We start from the raw sequence: 18871 nt of genomic DNA on the forward strand, positions 1-18871 counted from the left end.
CTGGCTTTTTGCTAATAATGTCCAATTATTTTTATCAACGGATGCAAGATAATTATGTTTTCCATAACTCGAATGAAAAAATAAATAATTGGAGAGTGCTAAGTATTGGTAATCAATGTTGTTGCTACAGTTTGCATAATGAATTTACTCATTAATTTTTACTTCTAAGTTTTCTGATTTGGCATTTACCGTTGGATCGTACATGCAATCGATGGTTGTTATTCCCGAGTTGAAAGTACCCACATTGTTTGCTTTGATCTCATAGCTGAAGGTATGTTTTCCCTTGGCCAGGTAATCGAAGAAATAATTGGTGGAGGCATCTTTCAGCGTGAAGTAATAACCTCTCCGCCACTGATATCCCGAAGCCTGATATACCGGCTCTACTCCGGACGGTCTACTGTCCTTCAGGTGAACATAGTTCAGGTTCTTATCTGCAATGACAGTTATTTCAACTTTAATTTTATCGCCTAATCGAACCTCTTTTGCCTCTTCCCACTTTCCATTCCTTTCGATCAGGTATTTCTTGCTGACCGCAAGTTCATTTGTCGTCTGTTTAACATCCGCTGCAGGTACGAAGTATTGGTGATAGACTCCGCCATAAACCGTGCGGTCATTATTATTGGTCACAGCGATGTTTTTATTGGCGTTCAAATCTTCTTTGCCCCATTCTTTGCTCACCTGACCCAGTACTACTTCATCCAATTTCACATCCTGTTGATCGACTTTCAAACTGATGTTGTTCACAAGGACAAAGTCAGCCGGATTGTTTGCCAAAAGTAATGCATAGATGGCATCCACGGTCATCCAGGTACTGTACCAATGATTAGCATTTTTCTTGTAGTACAGGTACTGCGTGATTCCCATCAGCTTGCTCGGGTCATTCAGCTTGTAGGCTTCTACCATATAGGACTGAAGACTGACATTGTTATATTTATTGTCATTACTGCGCCAGTAGATCCCCTTGTCCTCATCCGTGATCATTTCCTGCTGAAGCCTATTGCGGATCTCGGTGGCCTCTTTTCCCGTTCCGTACAACAGGTTTACCACCCAGGCTTTTGCGGCATCTCCTGCGCTTCCCGAAGCGGATAGGAGCGGGGTGTTCAGTAACCTTGGTTTAAGCTTGTTTAGGTTGTCCTTAGGGATTGTTCTATAGGCCGTCCAATAGTGACGGGCATGAAGGTAGTTCAAGGCCATGGCAGCTCCGGACTTTGGATTGAATACTATCGTGTCCTTATCCAGGAAATCCATAAGGTTTTGGCTTTTTTGCATCAAACTTGGCTCAATCAACGATTTATCCAATTGTAATACTTTGCCGAACACTTCCAGGATACGGATGGACATATAGGTATCCGCACGTCCTCCCTTGAACCAAGAGAAGCCACCGCTGGAAAGCTGATTGTCCATGATTTTTTTCTCTATCTCCTGAAGCTCACTTGAAATATCGGATTGGAACAGTTTTGCCAATTGTTTCAATTTCTCCTGATCATTTTCAATCTGTCTGATCCATGGCATCTCTTCCAATTTGATGTCCTTCAGGGCAGCATTGGACTCCAGGTTGCCCTTCATTTTCTTGCTGTCGATGGACTTGAAGTAATTGGATATAGCGGGATAGTGTTTTTCCATGTACTGAAGAACCTTCAGCCCGAACCACTTGCTGGCCGATTGTTCGGTACATTCGTAAGGATAGTTTTTCAGATAGTCCAGTGCGGAAATGATTTCCAGGATCGGATTGCTCTGTACCTGTACCTTGGCCAGAACATTGTCCTTGCCTCCGATCTTGATCTGATAGGTCTTTTCCTGTTTGGCCTTCAACAGGAGCTTCTCCGTATCGGTAATAAGAACTTTATCGGACAATATTGGTAGCTCCACGATTTCCCCATCGGAATGTGTGTCCGTGGCTGCAATGACCTTCACCTGTACGGAATGGATATCTGCTGGTATTCGTAGTTTCCAACTGACAGTGCCGTTGTTTTGCGGGTCTACCTGGAACGGAACGGTCAGTCCGCCTTCCATAAACCTATTGCTGATATTGTTATTGGTTTCCGGATCGATAAGCTCGATACGGGCATTCCCCTTCTGGATTTCCTTACTTAGGTTCTGGACCTGCGCTTTGATCAGGATTTCATCCCCTTCCCTGAAATATCGAGGGAGGTTCGGACGCACCATTAGCTGTTTCTGTGTCTGGCTATAGAAGGTCGCTGAACCGGCATTCAAATCCTTATCATGTGCAAATAGAAGTAGTTTCCATTTCGTGAGTGCTTCAGGGCTATCAAATTCAAAACGTACCGTTCCTTGCTCATCACTGTAAAGTTTAGGGAAAAAGAAGGCAGTTTCCTGAAGGTTTTTACGCGCTTGGACTTTCTCTAGCTCTTGCAACGTTTTTTTGTATGCAAGACTTTCTTCCAAATTAGGACCTTCAGAATTAATATTTCTTTCGTTTCCAAGTCCAGATGAAGCGGAGCTATGATAGGCAACAGACTCAAATTCATAGACTAATCTATTTGTATGATAATCTAAAGGATTCCAAAGGGAGTAGTTAATAACACTTGGTAGATTACTAGTTAAATAGGAAATCTTTGCCAACTCTTTATAATTAATTGAAGAGTAGCTCTTTGGTAAATATTCATATAAGTCATCATAAGTCAAATTTCGACTATTATAAAAGTCAATTTCCGAATAAAAAGAACTTGGAAAACCATGTGATTTAAACATATCCAAAGAAGCATCGTACATAGTTGCTAAAATTTCAGCTTGTACTGTTTTCTTGTCTTTTTTGATACCAAAGCTCCATTTTTCCAATTTACCGGGAGTTATCTTATCTCGAAATGTCTGGACCTGGATTTGCAAATCTTTTTTTGGAACAATTATTTTTATCCTGACGGTAGTATTTTGAATTTTATTATTCACAATTAAGACAGCATTAAAATTAATAGTGCTAATCCTTTCATGGACAGGAATATTAAAAGTATATTTTATCTCTCCATTATTCCATTCAAGCACTTCTGGTAAATAATTGATGTTATCTTTCTTCTTGTAAAGAATTAGAGTTTTGGCATTGGGTTCATCTGAAAAGAATTGTAAAGTGACTTGATCACCTGGAGAATAAGTTGCCTTGTCTAATTTTGAAATTAGAAATACCTTGTCCGTTGTTTTATTGGTAACAGGATCGAATACTTCTATATTTTTTCTTTCTAAAATGGAGTCTTTTCCAATATATGAAGTAGCCACAATTTGATATATTCCCCTTGGATAAAGGTTTGAATCAATATTTATAACACTAGATTCGTTACTATCGAATGAGTAAGACTTAATTAAAGTTTTAGGTTTCCAGTTTTTTTCTAATAAAAAGAGTTCTGCCAATTCCGGGAAAAACTTTTTATACTCCTCCTTTTGGAGAATATGTTTCCTGATTGGGCTATATAGGTTTTCCATTCCTTTGGGAAGGAGGACTGGTGATTCATTTATTTTATAAATATCAATTTTCCCTTTCAGCCCTAAAGGAATATTGTTATGATTTGTAGTATTGAGGATTACTTTAGTCCACCCAAATTCTTGTTGATATGTTTCTGACTTAATTTCAATTCTCCAAGGTATCTTATGGAATTTATAAGTTCCTTTCGAAAATTGCATTTCCCCAGATTGGTTGATTACTTCTACATTATAAGTTATTTCAGCTTTCTCTATTTTTCCGAAAATTGAATCTGTCAAATGAACCTTGAATTTGAAGTTCCCATCTTTATCGGTGTAAAGTGTGTCTTTTTTTAGAATGTTATTTGAAGACACGATATTATCCCAACTGCCTAAAATAACCTTCACATGTACTTTTGACTCTTTTAATGGGACACCCGAAAAGCTTCTAGCATTTCCTTCAAATATGGCAGTGTCTCCTGAGTGTAGCGTCTGTTTAATTGGGGTAAATTTCACTTGGAATGTGGGACGTTTATACTCTTCAATTTGAAAATAGTAATGCCCCAATTCTCTTCCTTTTGATTTAACTTCCAAAAAGTAGTGTCCTGGTAAACAATTTGCTGGTATTAAAAAGCTACTATCAACCGAACCATATTCATTCGTTTTTAGATTTTGCTTATTTAATGTTCTCCAACCGGCATTAGAAAATCTTACTTGTACATCAAGATTTGGAACTACTTCTCCTTGATTTAATAGTTTGTTATATACGATAGCTTTAAAAAATACACGCTGTCCTGGCTTATAAATGATTCGATCAGTTAATAATAAGGCTTTATTAAAATAACCATTGTTTGAATATCCTCGAAAATTATTAGTGAATTTGATAAAAAAATCAGTTTTAATAAATTGACCTTCTGAAGGATTATATAGATAGAAATTTTCGGCGTCCTGATTACTAAAATATTCTATACCTGAATAAAAGAAAATACCCTCTTTATCTGTTTTGAGTTTTTCTACAAATTCAAATTCACCTAGCAAGTTTAACTTATATAATATTAAGGGTGAATTCGCATATGGTTTCCCTGTCTTTATATTTAAAGCAATCCCAGATGGAGGTGTCAAATGACTATTCCAAGAAGGAGTATTTTTTTGTAGGTATAGATCTGTCGTGATAAAGTCTAATGATTTGACTTCATTTAATAATCCATCGTCCTTAAACTGGCGATTATTTGAAATCAAGAGCGTATAACTGCCGTAGTCCAGAGGATTTATTTTATAAATTGTAGTTTGTTCATTAGGATTATTAAATTCTTTTGTACCTAAATGTTCTTCATAAACTAATTTGGCCTTTATAGAAGCAATATTCGATGAGTCATTATACTGAATATGTGGTTGGTTAGGCTTGGTTAGGGTTGGACTCGTATTATAAACTTTTATAAATATGGAGTCTATATTTCTTCCCCTAATCATTAATGGACTGTATTGTTGGCTTGGAATATTTTGATCTAAAGTAACATCTAAAACTACCGCTTGAATTTCTTTTTTTAACTGAATGGCATTTTCAATCCAAGGAGAATTTGGGTAATTTTGTTCTGCTTCATTTACCAGAGATAATGCTTTACTAAATTGAAAATTATTCACCTTACTTCTGGCGATTTCCCATAATATATAAGCATTATAATCACTTTTCTGTGAATCCACAATTTGTTTAAGATCTTCTAAATCATAGCTATTTTTATTTATCGATTTTTGTAGGAAAAGAAAATTAGCTTGCGCATTTGCTAATCCCAAGCTTTTATTCAAGGAGTCTAAATTTCTGGTTAACTCTTCCAGTTTTACGCTGTTTTCCTTTTTGTAATAACTTAAAAATTGGAAATAATTTAAGGCTATATGATGGTAGAGTGTAGGGCTTAACTCCAAATTCTCTAAATCTGTAAATAAATAGTTCCAACTTTCAATTGGTTCTTTTGCTAAAATTTCCTTCATTTTCAATGAAGACTGAAATAAAGAATCGACAAAGAATTCAATTCCGTTGTTTATAGGTTTGTGCGCGATTTCTTTACGGCTGATTATAAATTTCGCATAAAAATTCAATAGCACAGCTTTTTTAAGGCCAGAAGTACTTTCAATTTGTTTTTCAAAATGTTCACTCCTTGCTGCAGTAGGATTTATTACATTTTTATTGGCTCCAATAATTAGATTTTCAGCTAATATAGCACGAACCCAACTGCTATTATCTTTCCTGATATTAGCGATAGATTTTATCTCTTTAATTAATGGAACTGCCTGATCAAAATTCTGAATAGAAATTAAATAATCTACTTCTTTCCACTTTTCCGCTAAAGATTTAGAATTGTTGACTTGTCCTATTGAAACCAAAGGAAAAACTAATAAAAGGAAGTAATATAAAAATTTCATAGTTAATATTAAGGTTAAGCAAATTATGTTGCTTAGCTTAATGATAAATTATGCTTCCTTTTTCCATAAAATAATGGAAAATAAGATTGGATCAATTTTAGGAGTTTATATCAATGAGTCTACTGTTTGAAGGAATAATGAAATGCCTGGATTCCTATTCCCTTGATTCCATACCAATGACAAAGTAGTCCTTTGCGGTAAATGACTTAAATCCAGAAAATCAACATGGGTATGGTATCCTTTCTTTAAGGAAGAAGGTACAATTGCTACCCCTAAACCTTGGCTTACCAGATTAAAAATACTTAAGGCATTCACTGTTTTCAAGGTGACATGGGGCTCAAAGCCATGATCCTGAAAAATACTCATGACCAAATCATAATAGGAACTGCTATAAGCCTTGGAAAATAAAATAAAAGACTCTTCCCGATAGTTTTGGAGGTTTACTTTTTTAACCTTTTTGTTTTTCTCATTTTTAGGTACTACCAAAGAGAAATGATCCGTCATGACCGGAATAGATTGAAGAGGGCTTTGCGCATTATCAATCCGAACAAACCCAAAGTCCAATTGATTCTTTAACAGCAGATCCAATTGCACCTCATTAGATAGCTCGCTAAGTGTAATATCAATCAGCGGTTGCTCCTTTTTGAGGTTGACCAATAACTGTGGAAAGATAGTCTGAACTGCTGAACCAATAAAACCCAGTTTAAGGGAAGTTAACTTACCATCCTTTATCTTTTCTACCTGCTCTTTGATCCTATTCATTTGAGTGAACAATAAATCAACTTCCTTCTTTAGGTAATGACCAGCTTCTGTCAGTTCCACATTTCGCTTATCACGGATAAATAGCGCTGTCTGGTAATAATCTTCCAGTTGCTTAATTTGTCTTGATAAGCCAGGCTGTGCAATAAATAGTTTCTCTGCGGCTTTGCGAAAATGCAATTCTTCAGCAACAGTTTTGAAATAATGCAGATGTCTGAGTTCTATTTGATAATTCATAGTTATCAATCCTTGTGAAAAATGGTATTACTAATTATCAAATATAGGGGCTAAATTTGATAGATAAGGTTGAATATTATGGAAAATTTTAAATACGGTGAAGATTTTTTAAGCAGTTCCCTAGCCATAGGCATTGCTAAAGGTGAAATTAAAGGCTATCTGAGCGAAGAGAGTCAAGCTAAGGTAAATCAGAGTGCACAATATGTACAAGATATTGTAGATGCAGGAAAAGTGGTTTATGGTATTAATACGGGCTTCGGTCCATTGTGTACCACCTTGATTGGGGCACAAGATACGCGTAGACTTCAAGAAAATATATTAAAAAGCCATGCCGTAGGTATGGGTGAAGCAATCGATAAGGAATTAAGTAAGCTGATGCTTATCTTGAAAGTACATGCTTTAGCAAAAGGATTCTCAGGTGTACAGATGAGTACCATAGAGCGCATTATTTGGCATATCCAAGAAGATGTTATACCTGTAGTACCTAAGCAAGGCTCTGTTGGAGCTTCTGGTGATTTAGCACCATTGTCGCATTTGTTTTTACCGCTTATCGGTCATGGTAAGATTTGGAAAGACGGAAAACAGGTCGATACTGCGGAAGTTTTAACTGCCTACAACATGGAACCCATTGCTTTGGGTGCTAAGGAAGGATTAGCTTTAATCAATGGTACACAATTCATGGCTGCACATGGTGTAAAAGCTGTCGTAGAAATGAATCGATTAATGAATAATGCCGATTTAATTGCTACCCTAATGATCGAGGGATTAAATGGTTCGATCAAACCATTCTTTACAGAATTACACCAACTAAGACCATATAAAGGAAATAGCTTTGTCGCTTCAACTGTTTTTAACCTGTTGAAAGGTTCGGCTATTTTAGAATCGCATAAAAACTGCTCCCGTGTCCAAGATCCTTATTCTTTGCGTTGTATTCCTCAAGTTCATGGGGCATCCCGTAATGCCTGGTTACACTTTAAGGATATCATCGAAACTGAAATCAACTCCGTAACGGATAATCCTATTATCATTAATAATGAATTAACTATCTCGGGAGGTTCTTTCCATGGTCAACCAATTGCATTACCATTGGATTATGCAACATTGGCGGTGTCCGAATTGGGTAATATATCCGACCGTCGTGTGTATTTATCCTTAGAAGGTGAAACCAATGGTGTTCCTAAGTTGTTGATGAAAAGTACCGGATTAAACTCTGGATTTATGATTCTTCAATACAGTACGGCAGCAATAGCATCTGAAAATAAAGGTTTATGTTTCCCAGCTTCGGCAGACAGCATTCCGACATCATTAGGTCAAGAAGACCATGTCAGTATGGGTTCAATATCCGGTAGAAAATTATTGCAGGTCTTAGATAATGTCGATAAAATCTTAAGTATAGAATTGTTATGTGCGGCACAAGCTAAGGATTATCATGCGCCATTAAAATCTACCCCAATTGTAGAAGCTTTGCATGCACATATCCGTCAAGTTATTCCACATATTGAAGAAGATCAACCTATGCAGGATATTTTAGATCAGGCGTTGGCTTTGGTAAAATCAGGTGAACTGATTGAGCTGGCGAAGAAAATCTCCAAAGAGCAAGAAGTTGCTTATTTTGGGGAAGGGACAGATTATTTTGAAAACTATTAATTATGGATCAAAGAAAGAAGTTAATAGGGCCTTTTAAGCAATTGCTTAGCCTAGCCAATCTTCCAATAAAAGGAGCATTGAAAGATGTCGATATGGAGGTTTTGGAACATGCTGGATTGCTGTTAGAAGGTGGTAAGATAAAAGCAGTTGGCTCTTTTGAGGAATTGAAGGCTGCTAATACACAGGGTACTGAAATCATCGAATTAACGGATGATTACGTGGTTTTACCTGGATATATTGACTGTCATACGCATATTGCTTTTGGAGGAAACCGGGCAAATGATTTTGCTATGCGAAATGCCGGAAGTTCTTATCTGGAAATTGCTGAAGCGGGTGGTGGAATTTGGAGTACGGTAAAACATACTAGAGCATTATCAGAAGAAGAATTAGCCGATCTTACTAGTAAAAGAGCTGATATGCTTTTAAAGCAAGGTATCACAACGGTGGAAGTGAAAAGTGGCTATGGATTAAATGTTGAAGAAGAATTAAAGACGCTTCGTGCTGTAAAAAAAGCAAACCAACACAGTGCAGCAGATTTGATAAGTACTTGTTTGGCAGCGCACATGTGTCCTAAGGACTTTGAAGGAACTCCGGAAGAATATTTGGCAGGAATTGTGGATCAATTGTTCCCAATTTTAAAAGAAGAATCTTTAACCACACGCATTGATGCTTTTGTGGAGCGTAGTGCCTTTTCAGCAGAACAAACAAAACCCTATTTTGAAAAGGCTAAGGATTTAGGATTTGACATCACCATACATGCTGATCAGTTCAGTACCTCAGGTTCAGCATTAGCGGTAGAATTAGCTGCGGTATCTGCTGATCATTTAGAAGCATCTGGAGACCCTGAGGTATTAGCTCTTGCTCAATCAGACGTCGTTGCAGTTGCTCTGCCAGCAGCATCATTGGGTATTGGATGTGCTTTTACTCCTGCTAGAAAGCTACTCGATGCAGGTGCTAGCTTAGCCATTGCTACAGACTGGAATCCTGGATCTGCACCAATGGGTAAATTAATCGAAAGCGCAAGTATTCTAGCGACGATGGAAAAATTAAGTAATGCAGAGGTGCTGTCTGCCATTACCTACCGTGCAGCAAAGGCCTTAAACCTACCAGATCGCGGTCGCCTAGTTGAAGGTCTCCTAGCGGATTTTGTAATTTATAAAACAGATAATTATCAAAACATTACCTATCTCCAGGGTGCTCTACAACCAGCACAGGTTTGGAAGTCCGGAAAGAAAGTGGTTGATAATTCTAATTCCTAAACGATGAACAATACTTTTCAAGAAGCTATTATGCAGGGAATTCCTACAAAATTACCTGCGAAAGCCCAACTCGATACAAGTGTAAGCCATGCCCCAAAACGCAAGGCTATATTAACCAAAGACGAAGAAAAATTGGCAATTCGCAATGCCCTACGTTATTTTCCTAAAGAATGGCATGCTGAATTAGCTGTTGAATTTTTGGAAGAGCTGCGTGAGTATGGAAGGATCTATATGTATAGATTCCGCCCAACTTATCCGATGCATGCTCGTCCAATATCTGACTATCCTGCAAAGAGTGAGCAAGCTGCTGCTATCATGCTGATGATCCAGAATAACCTTGATCCAGCAGTTGCACAACACCCTCATGAGTTGATTACTTATGGTGGTAATGGTGCAGTATTTCAAAACTGGGCACAATACCTGGTTACCATGAAATACCTATCGGAAATGAGTAATGAACAAACCTTACACATGTATTCTGGGCACCCCATGGGATTATTCCCATCCTCAGAACAAGCTCCGCGTGTGGTAGTAACCAATGGAATGATGATTCCAAATTACTCAAAACCGGATGATTGGGAGAGGTTTAATGCTTTAGGTGTAACCCAATATGGTCAAATGACCGCAGGTTCTTATATGTATATCGGCCCACAAGGCATTGTTCATGGTACAACCATTACGGTCATGAATGCCTTTAGAAAACACCTGAAACAAGGTGACTCCATTAAGGGTAAAATCTTTTTAACTTCTGGACTTGGAGGGATGAGTGGAGCTCAGCCCAAAGCAGGTAATATTGCCGGATGTATAACTGTCTGTGCGGAGGTGAATCCTGCCGCTGCTCATAAGCGTCATGAGCAGGGATGGGTAGATGTGTTGGTAGATAACATGGAAGACTTAATAAACCGTGTCAAGGAAGCTCAAGAAAATGAAGAACTGGTTTCCATTGCCTACATTGGTAATATTGTCGATGTGTGGGAGCGATTCTACGAGGAAGGAGTTTTTGTGACCGTTGGTTCTGATCAGACTTCATTACATAATCCATGGTCTGGTGGATATTATCCAGCAGACCTTAGCTTTGAAGAATCGAATGAACTGATCGCTAATAATCCTGATAAATTCAAACAAGAAGTACAGAAAACCTTAATTAGACATGCTGCTGCTGTCAATAAACATACAGATAGAGGTACTTATTTCTTTGATTACGGAAATGCCTTTTTATTGGAAAGCAGTCGCGCAGGTGCAGAGGTCATGGCCGAAGATGGTATCAATTTCAAATACCCTTCTTACGTTCAAGATATCTTAGGACCAATGTGTTTTGACTATGGCTTTGGTCCTTTCCGATGGGTTTGTACCTCCGGAAAAGCAGAAGATTTGCGTCTAACGGATCAATTGGCATTGGAAGTTATGAAAGAGCTTCAAGCGGATGCACCTGAGGAAATTTATCAACAGATGGCGGATAACATCAAATGGATAGAAGAAGCAGAACAGAATAAATTAGTCGTAGGTTCTCAAGCACGCATTCTATATGCTGATGCTTTAGGTAGAGCGCGTATTGCCGAAGCATTCAATAAAGCCGTACATGATGGTCGCTTGTCTGCTCCTGTGGTATTGGGACGAGATCACCACGATGTTAGTGGTACTGACTCCCCTTATCGCGAAACCAGCAATATTTATGACGGTAGTAAGTTTACTGCGGATATGGCTATTCACAATGTTATTGGTGATAGCTTCCGTGGAGCTACTTGGGTGTCAATCCATAACGGTGGTGGAGTAGGATGGGGAGAAGTAATTAATGGTGGATTCGGTCTATTATTGGATGGAAGTACGGAAGCAGATCGTAAATTAAAGCAAATGCTTTTCTTTGATGTGAACAATGGTATAGCACGTCGTGCCTGGGCGCGAAATAAAGAGGCACAACAAGCTATTGAGACGGAATTAAATAGGACATCCACTCTGAAGGTGACAAGGGCAATAGGGGTTGAGGATGTACTTATAGACAAGCTGTTTTCTTAAGCAATTAATAGCAAATTATGGAAGCATTAGGAAATGTACTATACAAAGCCGCTGATGCAGCAAATTGGACTGGTCGAATTGATGGTGAAGATCCTGCCTCCAAGCGTTGGCATCAAATCATAGATTTGATCGATCTTGATAAGGAATTGCCCGTTATGCAATTCAAAACCGTATTATTAGGATTTTGTTGTGATGAGGGTGTGCGAAGAAATCAAGGTCGAGTAGGAGCGAAAGATGGTCCTGCAGCGATGCGTAAAGTGCTTGCAAACTTACCAGACCATTTTTTCCCTTCCTTCGAGATTGCCGATGCGGGTGATGTCATCTGTGTAGCAGAGGATTTAGAAGCTGCTCAACAAGAATTAGCTAAGCGTGTGCAGCAGATTCTAGAAATGGGCGGACTACCTATCGTTTTAGGTGGAGGACATGAGGTTACTTATGGTCATTATAAAGGTCTAAGATTAGCAAATCCTAACAAGAAAATCGGTATTATCAACTTAGATGCCCATTTAGATATTCGTCCATTGAAAGATGGCAAAGGGAATTCAGGTACAGGATTTTATCAAATCGCGGAAGAGTCAAAATCCGCAGGAATTGAATTCAATTACATGGCTATTGGTATACAGCAAATCAGCAATACACAAGCCTTATATCAATATGCCGAAGAACATCATGTAGAGATTATTGAAGCTTATGATGTTCATCCTTGGGAATTAGAGAATATTCAGGAAAGAATTCAAGCTTTTGCAGATCGAGTAGATTGCCTTTACCTAACGATCGATATGGATGTTTTTGCAGCGCCATATGCTCCCGGTGTCAGCGCCTTGAATTTCAATGGACTGGTACCAGATGCAACCTTTATACGGATTCTTGAATGTATTCTTGGGCAAGCCAATTTATGGACTGTAGATATTGCAGAATTGAATCCACTATACGATATTGACAATAGAACGACAAAGTTAGCGGCAGATTTAATCTTTCGTATTGCGAGTAATCCTTAATTATCCCTAACTTTAATTGCACTGCAACAAAAACTATTATCATGTCAAATATTGATTTCATCCGAGAGGAAACTGCGGCTAACATTGGGAACTTTATGGTAGGTCGTCTTTTGCCTTTTCGTCAAAAACGTTCTATAGGTCCTTTTGTATTTATTGATCATATGGGTCCAGCTTGTTTAGCTGATCATGAGAATTTAGATGTAGGGCCTCATCCGCATATCGGTTTATCCACGCTTACTTATTTATTCGAAGGTTCTATTTTTCACAGAGACAGTATTGGATCTGCTGTTGAAATTAAACCTGGTGCTGTCAATTGGATGACCGCAGGAAAGGCGGTTGTACATTCCGAAAGAACACCGGAATACCTTCGTCAAAAAGATAAGTTCTTACATGGATTACAAATCTGGGTGGCATTGCCTAAGGAGCTGGAATTTCAAGAACCTGAATTCCACCATATCGATGCAGAAGCTATTCCTCAATGGGAAGAAGATGGTGTCTCCTATAAACTAATTGCCGGAGAAGCTTTTGGACGTAAATCGCCTGTTCCGGTTCATAGCAAGCTTTATATGGTTGAGATCAAAGCTAGTCAGGATAGCTTTATCGATATCCGAAATGAACTATATGGCGAAAGTGGTTTGTATATCTTGGAAGGCGATATCAAAAGCAATGGCTTCGATTATGGACCTAAACAAATATTGATCACATTAGATGCACATTTATGTTCCTTTGAAATGAAAGCAGGGACGACCGTTTATATCTTCGGTGGTGAACCATTCCCAGAAGAGCGTTTCATCTATTGGAATTTTGTCGCAACTTCTAAAGAGATTATCGAAGAAGCCAAGCAGAAATGGATAAATCATGAATTTCCAAAGGTGCCGGGTGATGATGGCTATGTGCCTCTACCGGAGCCTCGAAAATAAAATTTATACTCAACATATAAAGGCCTTGTTTACGACAAGGCCTTTTTTATGCTATATTATTGTTCAATTGGACTATTGGGATCTGCGCCCCACTCGCTCCAAGAACCATCATAAACGGCTATTTGTTCAATTCCTAACTCATGTGCTGCTAAGGCTAATATGGCAGCTGAAACGCCCGATCCACAAGTAAAGATATTGCGCTTATCTGGATTTGTTTTCCCATCAAATAATAAGGCCAATTCTTCCTTTTCCTTATAATCTATGCCATCCATTAAGGTGTCAAATGGAAGGTTTTTAGAGCCTGGAATATGTCCAGACCGTAAGCCTGGTCTTGGTTCTGCTGCGGTGCCATGAAAGCGTCCAGAACTGCGGGCATCAATAACCTGAACATGCTTATCTTGATATAAAGAAAGTAATTGTTCCTTGCTAACCAACCATTCTTTTCGAGGGTTAGCCTTAAAGTTTCCTGGATGTACAGCAGTCTCTTCCAAATAATGATCCTCTACAGGTAATCCCGCAGCTTTCCAAGCTGGAAGACCTCCCCTTAAAACATATACTTGTTCCAATCCCATATACCGAAACATCCACCAAGCTCGAGGGCTGGAGTATATTCCCCAACGATCATAAATAATTAATACCGAGTCTTGGCTAATTCCTATTTTCTGAACTTCCTGTTCAAAATGTGAAGCAGATGGTAGGGTGTGTGGGAAAGGACTATCATGATCCGAAAATGCACCTTCTATAGCAAAGAATCGACTGTTAGGAATTAATTCTAAAGTGCTGTTATCCAATTTCTGGTTTACCTTATCGATGCTGGCATCCAAAATGATTGCATCCTTTTCGAGGATCAATTGTAGGGCATGATCGGTGGATATGATGGCTGCTGATGACATTTTTATTTGATTGTTTTGATTAAAGCTACGGAAATCTAAGCACAAAAAAAGCCCCGAATTATATTCGGGGCTTCAGATTATGTTTTAGAATCTAATTACTTAGATTTTTTCTCATTATCTTCCATTTGCTCTTTCAATTGAGCTAGAACGTCAAGATCACCTAAAGTTGCTTTTTCAACTGAATCTTTAACTTTCTTCACTGCTGCGTTAGCAGTTTTAGCTTCTTTTTTACGAGCGTTGAACTCTTCGATACGAGCTTCAGCTTTAGCATCTTCCCAGATACGAGAGTGAGAGATAACTAGACGTTTGTTCTCTTTGTTGAACTCAATGATTTTGAATTCAGCAACTTCGTCAACTTTCAATGCAGAACCGTCTTCTTTTACAGAGTGTTTGTTAGGGCAGAAACCTTCAACACCATATTGTAAAGCTACGATATCTCCTTTGTCACCAACTTTGATTACAGTACCTTCGTGAACAGAACCTTCTGTGAAGATAGTTTCGAAAGTATCCCAAGGGTTTTCCTCTAATTGTTTGTGACCTAAAGAAAGCTTGCGATTTTCTTCGTCTAATTCCAATACCACAACCTCTAATTTCTCACCTACTTTAGTGAATTCGTTAGGGTGGTTAACTTTCTTAGACCATGAAAGGTCAGAGATGTGGATAAGACCATCGATTCCGTCTTCTAACTCAACGAATACACCGAAGTTAGTCATGTTTTTAACAACTGCTGATTGTTTAGAACCTACCGGGTAACGCTCAGTGATGTTTTGCCATGGATCTGGAGTCAATTGTTTGATACCTAAGCTCATTTTACGCTCTTCACGATCTAAAGTTAAGATCACAGCTTCGATTTCGTCACCTACTTTCAAGAACTCTTGAGGAGAACGTAAGTTTTGAGACCAAGACATTTCAGAAACGTGGATTAATCCTTCAACACCAGGGATGATTTCTAAGAAAGCACCGTAGTCAGCTACAGTAACGATCTTACCTTTAACTTTAGAACCGATTTCTAAACCTTTGTCTAAAGATTCCCAAGGGTGCTCAGAAAGTTGTTTCAAGCCTAATGCGATACGTTTTTTCTCATCGTCAAAGTCAAGAACAACCACGTTAATAGTTTGGTCAAGTGCAAGAACTTCTTTTGGATGCTCGATACGGCCCCAAGAGATGTCTGTAATGTGAAGTAATCCGTCAACACCACCCAAGTCGATGAACACACCGAAGTCAGTGATATTTTTAACAGTACCTTCCAATACTTGTCCTTTTTCCAATTTCGCAACGATCTCTGATTTTTGGTTTTCCAAATCGTCTTCGATCAATACTTTGTGAGATACTACAACGTTTTTGAACTCATGGTTGATCTTAACAACTTTGAATTCCATTGTTTTACCTACATAGATATCGTAGTCACGGATCGGTTTAATATCAATTTGTGATCCTGGTAAGAATGCCTCAACACCTTTGATATCTACAATTAAACCACCTTTAGTACGTGATTTAACGAAACCATCAATGATTTTGTCATTTTCCAATGCCTCGTTGATCTCTTCCCAAGATTTTTGTGTTTTAGCACGTTTGCGTGATAATACTAATTGACCGTTTGCGTCTTCTTGAGACTCAACGAATACATCAACCGTATCACCAACTTTTAAGTCAGGTAAGTCACGGAACTCAGATAATGCTACTAGACCGTCTGATTTGAAACCGATGTTTAAAACAACATCTTTGTTATTGATAGATACAACAATACCCTCAATAATTTCACCTTGATTGATTTGGTTAAACGTACCTGCGTACTGCTCTTCTAATTGAGCACGCTCAGTGTCGCTGTAGTTACCAAAAGCTTTCTCATCAAGATCCCAATCGAAGTCTCCTTGTGGAGTACTCCAAGTGTTCGATTTAATCTCATCGATTAAATTTGAATCTGCCTCAGACTCAATCTTTTCAGTGTCCTTCACAACTTTTGTGTCAGCACCTTGTAGCTCTGCGTTTTTCGCCGCTAACTCTTTTTCTGCTTCTTGTTTTTTTGCCATTAATTAATTTTCTCCTTTTCCCTACGTGGTAGGGACTGCAAAGATACGAAAAAAGTTTATTTACAAGAGTTTAGAGAAAAAAAAGTTTAGCTTACCGTTATCCTATAGCTTTTCCTCCGAATCCTCAAAGATTGGATACAGGGTTTTTAAGATGATTTCTGTAAGCTTCTTCTCATTGAATGGCTTAATCAAGATCCCGTCAAAACGTACCTTACGTTGCTTCTCAAGACTCTTAACTTGTTCGTTATCAGATGATGTAGCAATGATTTTTACCTGATCCCATTCTTCGTTTTGTCTGATTTTTTCCAATAATTCATCTCCAGTCATAATGGGCATATTGATATCGGTAACTACAACATCAATTTTTTCCTGCTCAAGAATTGTTAAAGCCTCTTTTCCATTTGTAGCCGTAAATACTTTATTATGTAACGAGAAGAATTGCCGTAAATAAAGAAGGTTTAATGCATTATCATCTACAATCAGCCAACCTAATTCAGTAGATAATTCATTTACCCGATGTACATTAGTTGTGTTTTTACGTCTGTATTTCGGTTTTGGGATTGGTAAGTCAACTATAAAAGTGGTGCCAGAGCCTGTGGTGGTGCGGAATCCAATCTTACCATCCAGCATATTGACGATGTTCTTTGTGATATATAGTCCCAAACCAACACCACTGTCAATTTTATTAGACTTATTAACTGTATAGTATTTTTTAAAGATGTTTTTCTTAAGGTTATCAGGAATACCTTCTCCTTGATCTGAAACTTGAATAATCAAATGACCCTTCTCGTTTACCCGCATACTACTGGTTACAGTACCTTTAGAAGAATATTTTATTGCATTACTGACCAAGTTGTTTAAAATCTGCCGAACCTTGACTTCATCGGTATAGATAATGGATGGTACTTCGCGGTTAATTTGATAATCTAAGCTTATGTTTTTCAATTTCGCCTGATGCTGATGACCTTCTATTACTTCCAAAAGCAAATCATTATAGTCAAAATGCGTCGGATCAATGGAATCATGTTGGTCAATCTTACTTAAATTTAAAATATCATTAATGGTTTTGGAAGTCATGGTGATATTTGAATAAGCAGATTCCAATAAGGTAATATCTTTAGGCTGGTATAAATCCTTTCTGCTCTTCAATAAATCCACTATACCGATAAGCGAATTCAATGGTGTCCTTATCTCATGGGTGATCTCTGCTAGAATATCCGTTTTCTGTTCTGCTAACTTGGATGCATACACTTTTTCTTCCATCAGCTTACGTTCATAATAAGCGGAGAAGAATTGGTAATAGACCAGAATACAAATAATAATAAATACGAAAGTCAAGGAAACAATAATCTGCCAACGGAAAGTATCGGTACTGGCAATTAAGGTACTTAATTCACGATCTGTATTCCCGCGTTGAATATCGATGCGTTCATCGTGAATCATTCGAATCAATTGATTGGCACTATGTAAGAGGGTGAAATTATCCGCTAATAAGGCTCTTTCATTCTTACGCAGCTGGGACATTGTTGAACGAAGCTCCTTCAGCTTTTCAGCAGTTTGCAAATTATTCTCCGAGATAATCTCTTCCAAAGTTTTGAAAATCTCTGTTTTTTCAACATTATACGTGTCATACCCATTAACCGAAACTGTATCTTCTTTTTTCTGAAAAATTCGTTGCAATAATGGCTTACGCTTAATGACCAATTGTGTATTTCGCTCATTTTGCAACTGAAACCTATCGGTGTCTGCAATTGAATTCTGCTTAGGGAGGCGAAACATGGAATCATCGGAAGCTTTTGCTTGAATGTCCTTTAGTAATTCTGATGCTGAAAGCATTGAATCAACCTTGGCATTTAACGAATGATATTTAGGTAAAAGGTCAGTAACCCGTGTGGAGTTGGAAGATTCGGAATTTCCTAAGGTTATAAAATCTTTAGTTTTTATTAAGGAGTCAACTGCAGACTTTAAATGTGTCAAACGGTCCCTGTAGGTGTCGTAATCTTGTTTATTATAAGAAATCGAAAAATTACGGAAACTGTTCTCTGCCTCATTGAATAGATTCAGTAATTCACTGAAATCATTTTTATCCCCATTGATAGCCACGTAGATAGATTGAATTCTATTTTGAATGGATTTATATTGGATAAAAGAAAATAGGAAAACTACGACGAACGTAATGAACAATACGATGATGGAGGATAATAGGATATTACGAACATTTCTGTTTCGTTTACTGCTTCTTAATATTTCTTTATCTTCCATAGATCGTGCAAAGTTAATTAAAAAGCG

Annotated in this window: 10 protein-coding genes; 5 read left to right on the top strand and 5 right to left on the bottom strand. The window is 38.0% G+C overall.

Going from position 1 to position 18871, the window contains the following annotated elements; translation table 11 throughout:
- Window positions 1-144: 144 nt before the first annotated feature.
- Both ABD676_RS05315 and ABD676_RS05320 read right to left on the bottom strand, forming a co-directional pair.
- Window positions 145-5826: an alpha-2-macroglobulin family protein gene (locus tag ABD676_RS05315; protein ID WP_344673556.1), complete on the bottom strand. Its 5682-nt coding sequence runs from the start codon at window positions 5824-5826 to the stop codon at window positions 145-147.
- A gap of 105 nt (window positions 5827-5931) precedes the next feature.
- A complete protein-coding gene (locus ABD676_RS05320; RefSeq protein ID WP_344673557.1) occupies window positions 5932-6822 on the bottom strand; it encodes a LysR family transcriptional regulator in 891 nt (296 codons plus the stop codon).
- 78 nt (window positions 6823-6900) lie between these two features.
- Between ABD676_RS05320 and hutH the strand changes: the two genes are divergently transcribed.
- Genes hutH through ABD676_RS05345 form a run of 5 tightly spaced genes read left to right on the top strand, consistent with a single transcriptional unit; the run spans window position 6901 to window position 13659 of the window.
- Complete coding sequence (gene hutH, locus ABD676_RS05325; RefSeq protein WP_344673558.1) at window positions 6901-8469, top strand: histidine ammonia-lyase; 1569 nt, start codon at window positions 6901-6903, stop codon at window positions 8467-8469.
- Window positions 8470-8471: 2 nt separating this feature from the next.
- Window positions 8472-9728, top strand: a complete 1257-nt coding sequence (gene hutI / locus ABD676_RS05330) for an imidazolonepropionase (protein WP_344673559.1) — start codon at window positions 8472-8474, stop codon at window positions 9726-9728.
- Between the two features lie 3 nt (window positions 9729-9731).
- Window positions 9732-11741, top strand: coding sequence for a urocanate hydratase (locus tag ABD676_RS05335; RefSeq protein WP_344673560.1), 2010 nt, complete (start codon window positions 9732-9734; stop codon window positions 11739-11741).
- A gap of 17 nt (window positions 11742-11758) precedes the next feature.
- Window positions 11759-12739 (top strand): formimidoylglutamase, encoded by a 981-nt coding sequence (gene hutG / locus ABD676_RS05340; protein ID WP_344673561.1) that lies wholly within the window; start codon window positions 11759-11761, stop codon window positions 12737-12739.
- 41 nt (window positions 12740-12780) lie between these two features.
- On the top strand, window positions 12781-13659 hold the full coding sequence (locus ABD676_RS05345) for a pirin family protein (protein ID WP_344673562.1): 879 nt from the start codon (window positions 12781-12783) through the stop codon (window positions 13657-13659).
- Between the two features lie 56 nt (window positions 13660-13715).
- On the opposite strand, the gene ABD676_RS05350 is transcribed toward ABD676_RS05345, so the two are convergent.
- The 3 genes from ABD676_RS05350 to ABD676_RS05360 form a co-directional block, all read right to left on the bottom strand.
- A complete protein-coding gene (locus tag ABD676_RS05350) occupies window positions 13716-14552 on the bottom strand; it encodes a sulfurtransferase (protein WP_344673563.1) in 837 nt (278 codons plus the stop codon).
- A gap of 95 nt (window positions 14553-14647) precedes the next feature.
- Window positions 14648-16582 (bottom strand): 30S ribosomal protein S1, encoded by a 1935-nt coding sequence (rpsA, locus tag ABD676_RS05355; RefSeq protein WP_344673564.1) that lies wholly within the window; start codon window positions 16580-16582, stop codon window positions 14648-14650.
- Window positions 16583-16684: 102 nt separating this feature from the next.
- Window positions 16685-18844, bottom strand: coding sequence for an ATP-binding protein (locus ABD676_RS05360; protein ID WP_344673565.1), 2160 nt, complete (start codon window positions 18842-18844; stop codon window positions 16685-16687).
- Between the last annotated feature and the right edge of the window lie 27 nt (window positions 18845-18871).

The organism is Sphingobacterium kyonggiense, from assembly GCF_039536825.1.
In the GTDB taxonomy this organism is placed as follows: domain Bacteria; phylum Bacteroidota; class Bacteroidia; order Sphingobacteriales; family Sphingobacteriaceae; genus Sphingobacterium; species Sphingobacterium kyonggiense.

Bases quoted from the DNA above. Each gene is read 5' to 3' on its own strand.
- ABD676_RS05315 (WP_344673556.1), bottom strand. From the start codon at position 5,826: ATGAAATTTTTATATTACTTCCTTTTATTAGTTTTTCCTTTGGTTTCA.
- ABD676_RS05320 (WP_344673557.1), bottom strand. From the start codon at position 6,822: ATGAATTATCAAATAGAACTCAGACATCTGCATTATTTCAAAACTGTT.
- hutH (WP_344673558.1), top strand. From the start codon at position 6,901: ATGGAAAATTTTAAATACGGTGAAGATTTTTTAAGCAGTTCCCTAGCC.
- hutI (WP_344673559.1), top strand. From the start codon at position 8,472: ATGGATCAAAGAAAGAAGTTAATAGGGCCTTTTAAGCAATTGCTTAGC.
- ABD676_RS05335 (WP_344673560.1), top strand. From the start codon at position 9,732: ATGAACAATACTTTTCAAGAAGCTATTATGCAGGGAATTCCTACAAAA.
- hutG (WP_344673561.1), top strand. From the start codon at position 11,759: ATGGAAGCATTAGGAAATGTACTATACAAAGCCGCTGATGCAGCAAAT.
- ABD676_RS05345 (WP_344673562.1), top strand. From the start codon at position 12,781: ATGTCAAATATTGATTTCATCCGAGAGGAAACTGCGGCTAACATTGGG.
- ABD676_RS05350 (WP_344673563.1), bottom strand. From the start codon at position 14,552: ATGTCATCAGCAGCCATCATATCCACCGATCATGCCCTACAATTGATC.
- rpsA (WP_344673564.1), bottom strand. From the start codon at position 16,582: ATGGCAAAAAAACAAGAAGCAGAAAAAGAGTTAGCGGCGAAAAACGCA.
- ABD676_RS05360 (WP_344673565.1), bottom strand. From the start codon at position 18,844: ATGGAAGATAAAGAAATATTAAGAAGCAGTAAACGAAACAGAAATGTT.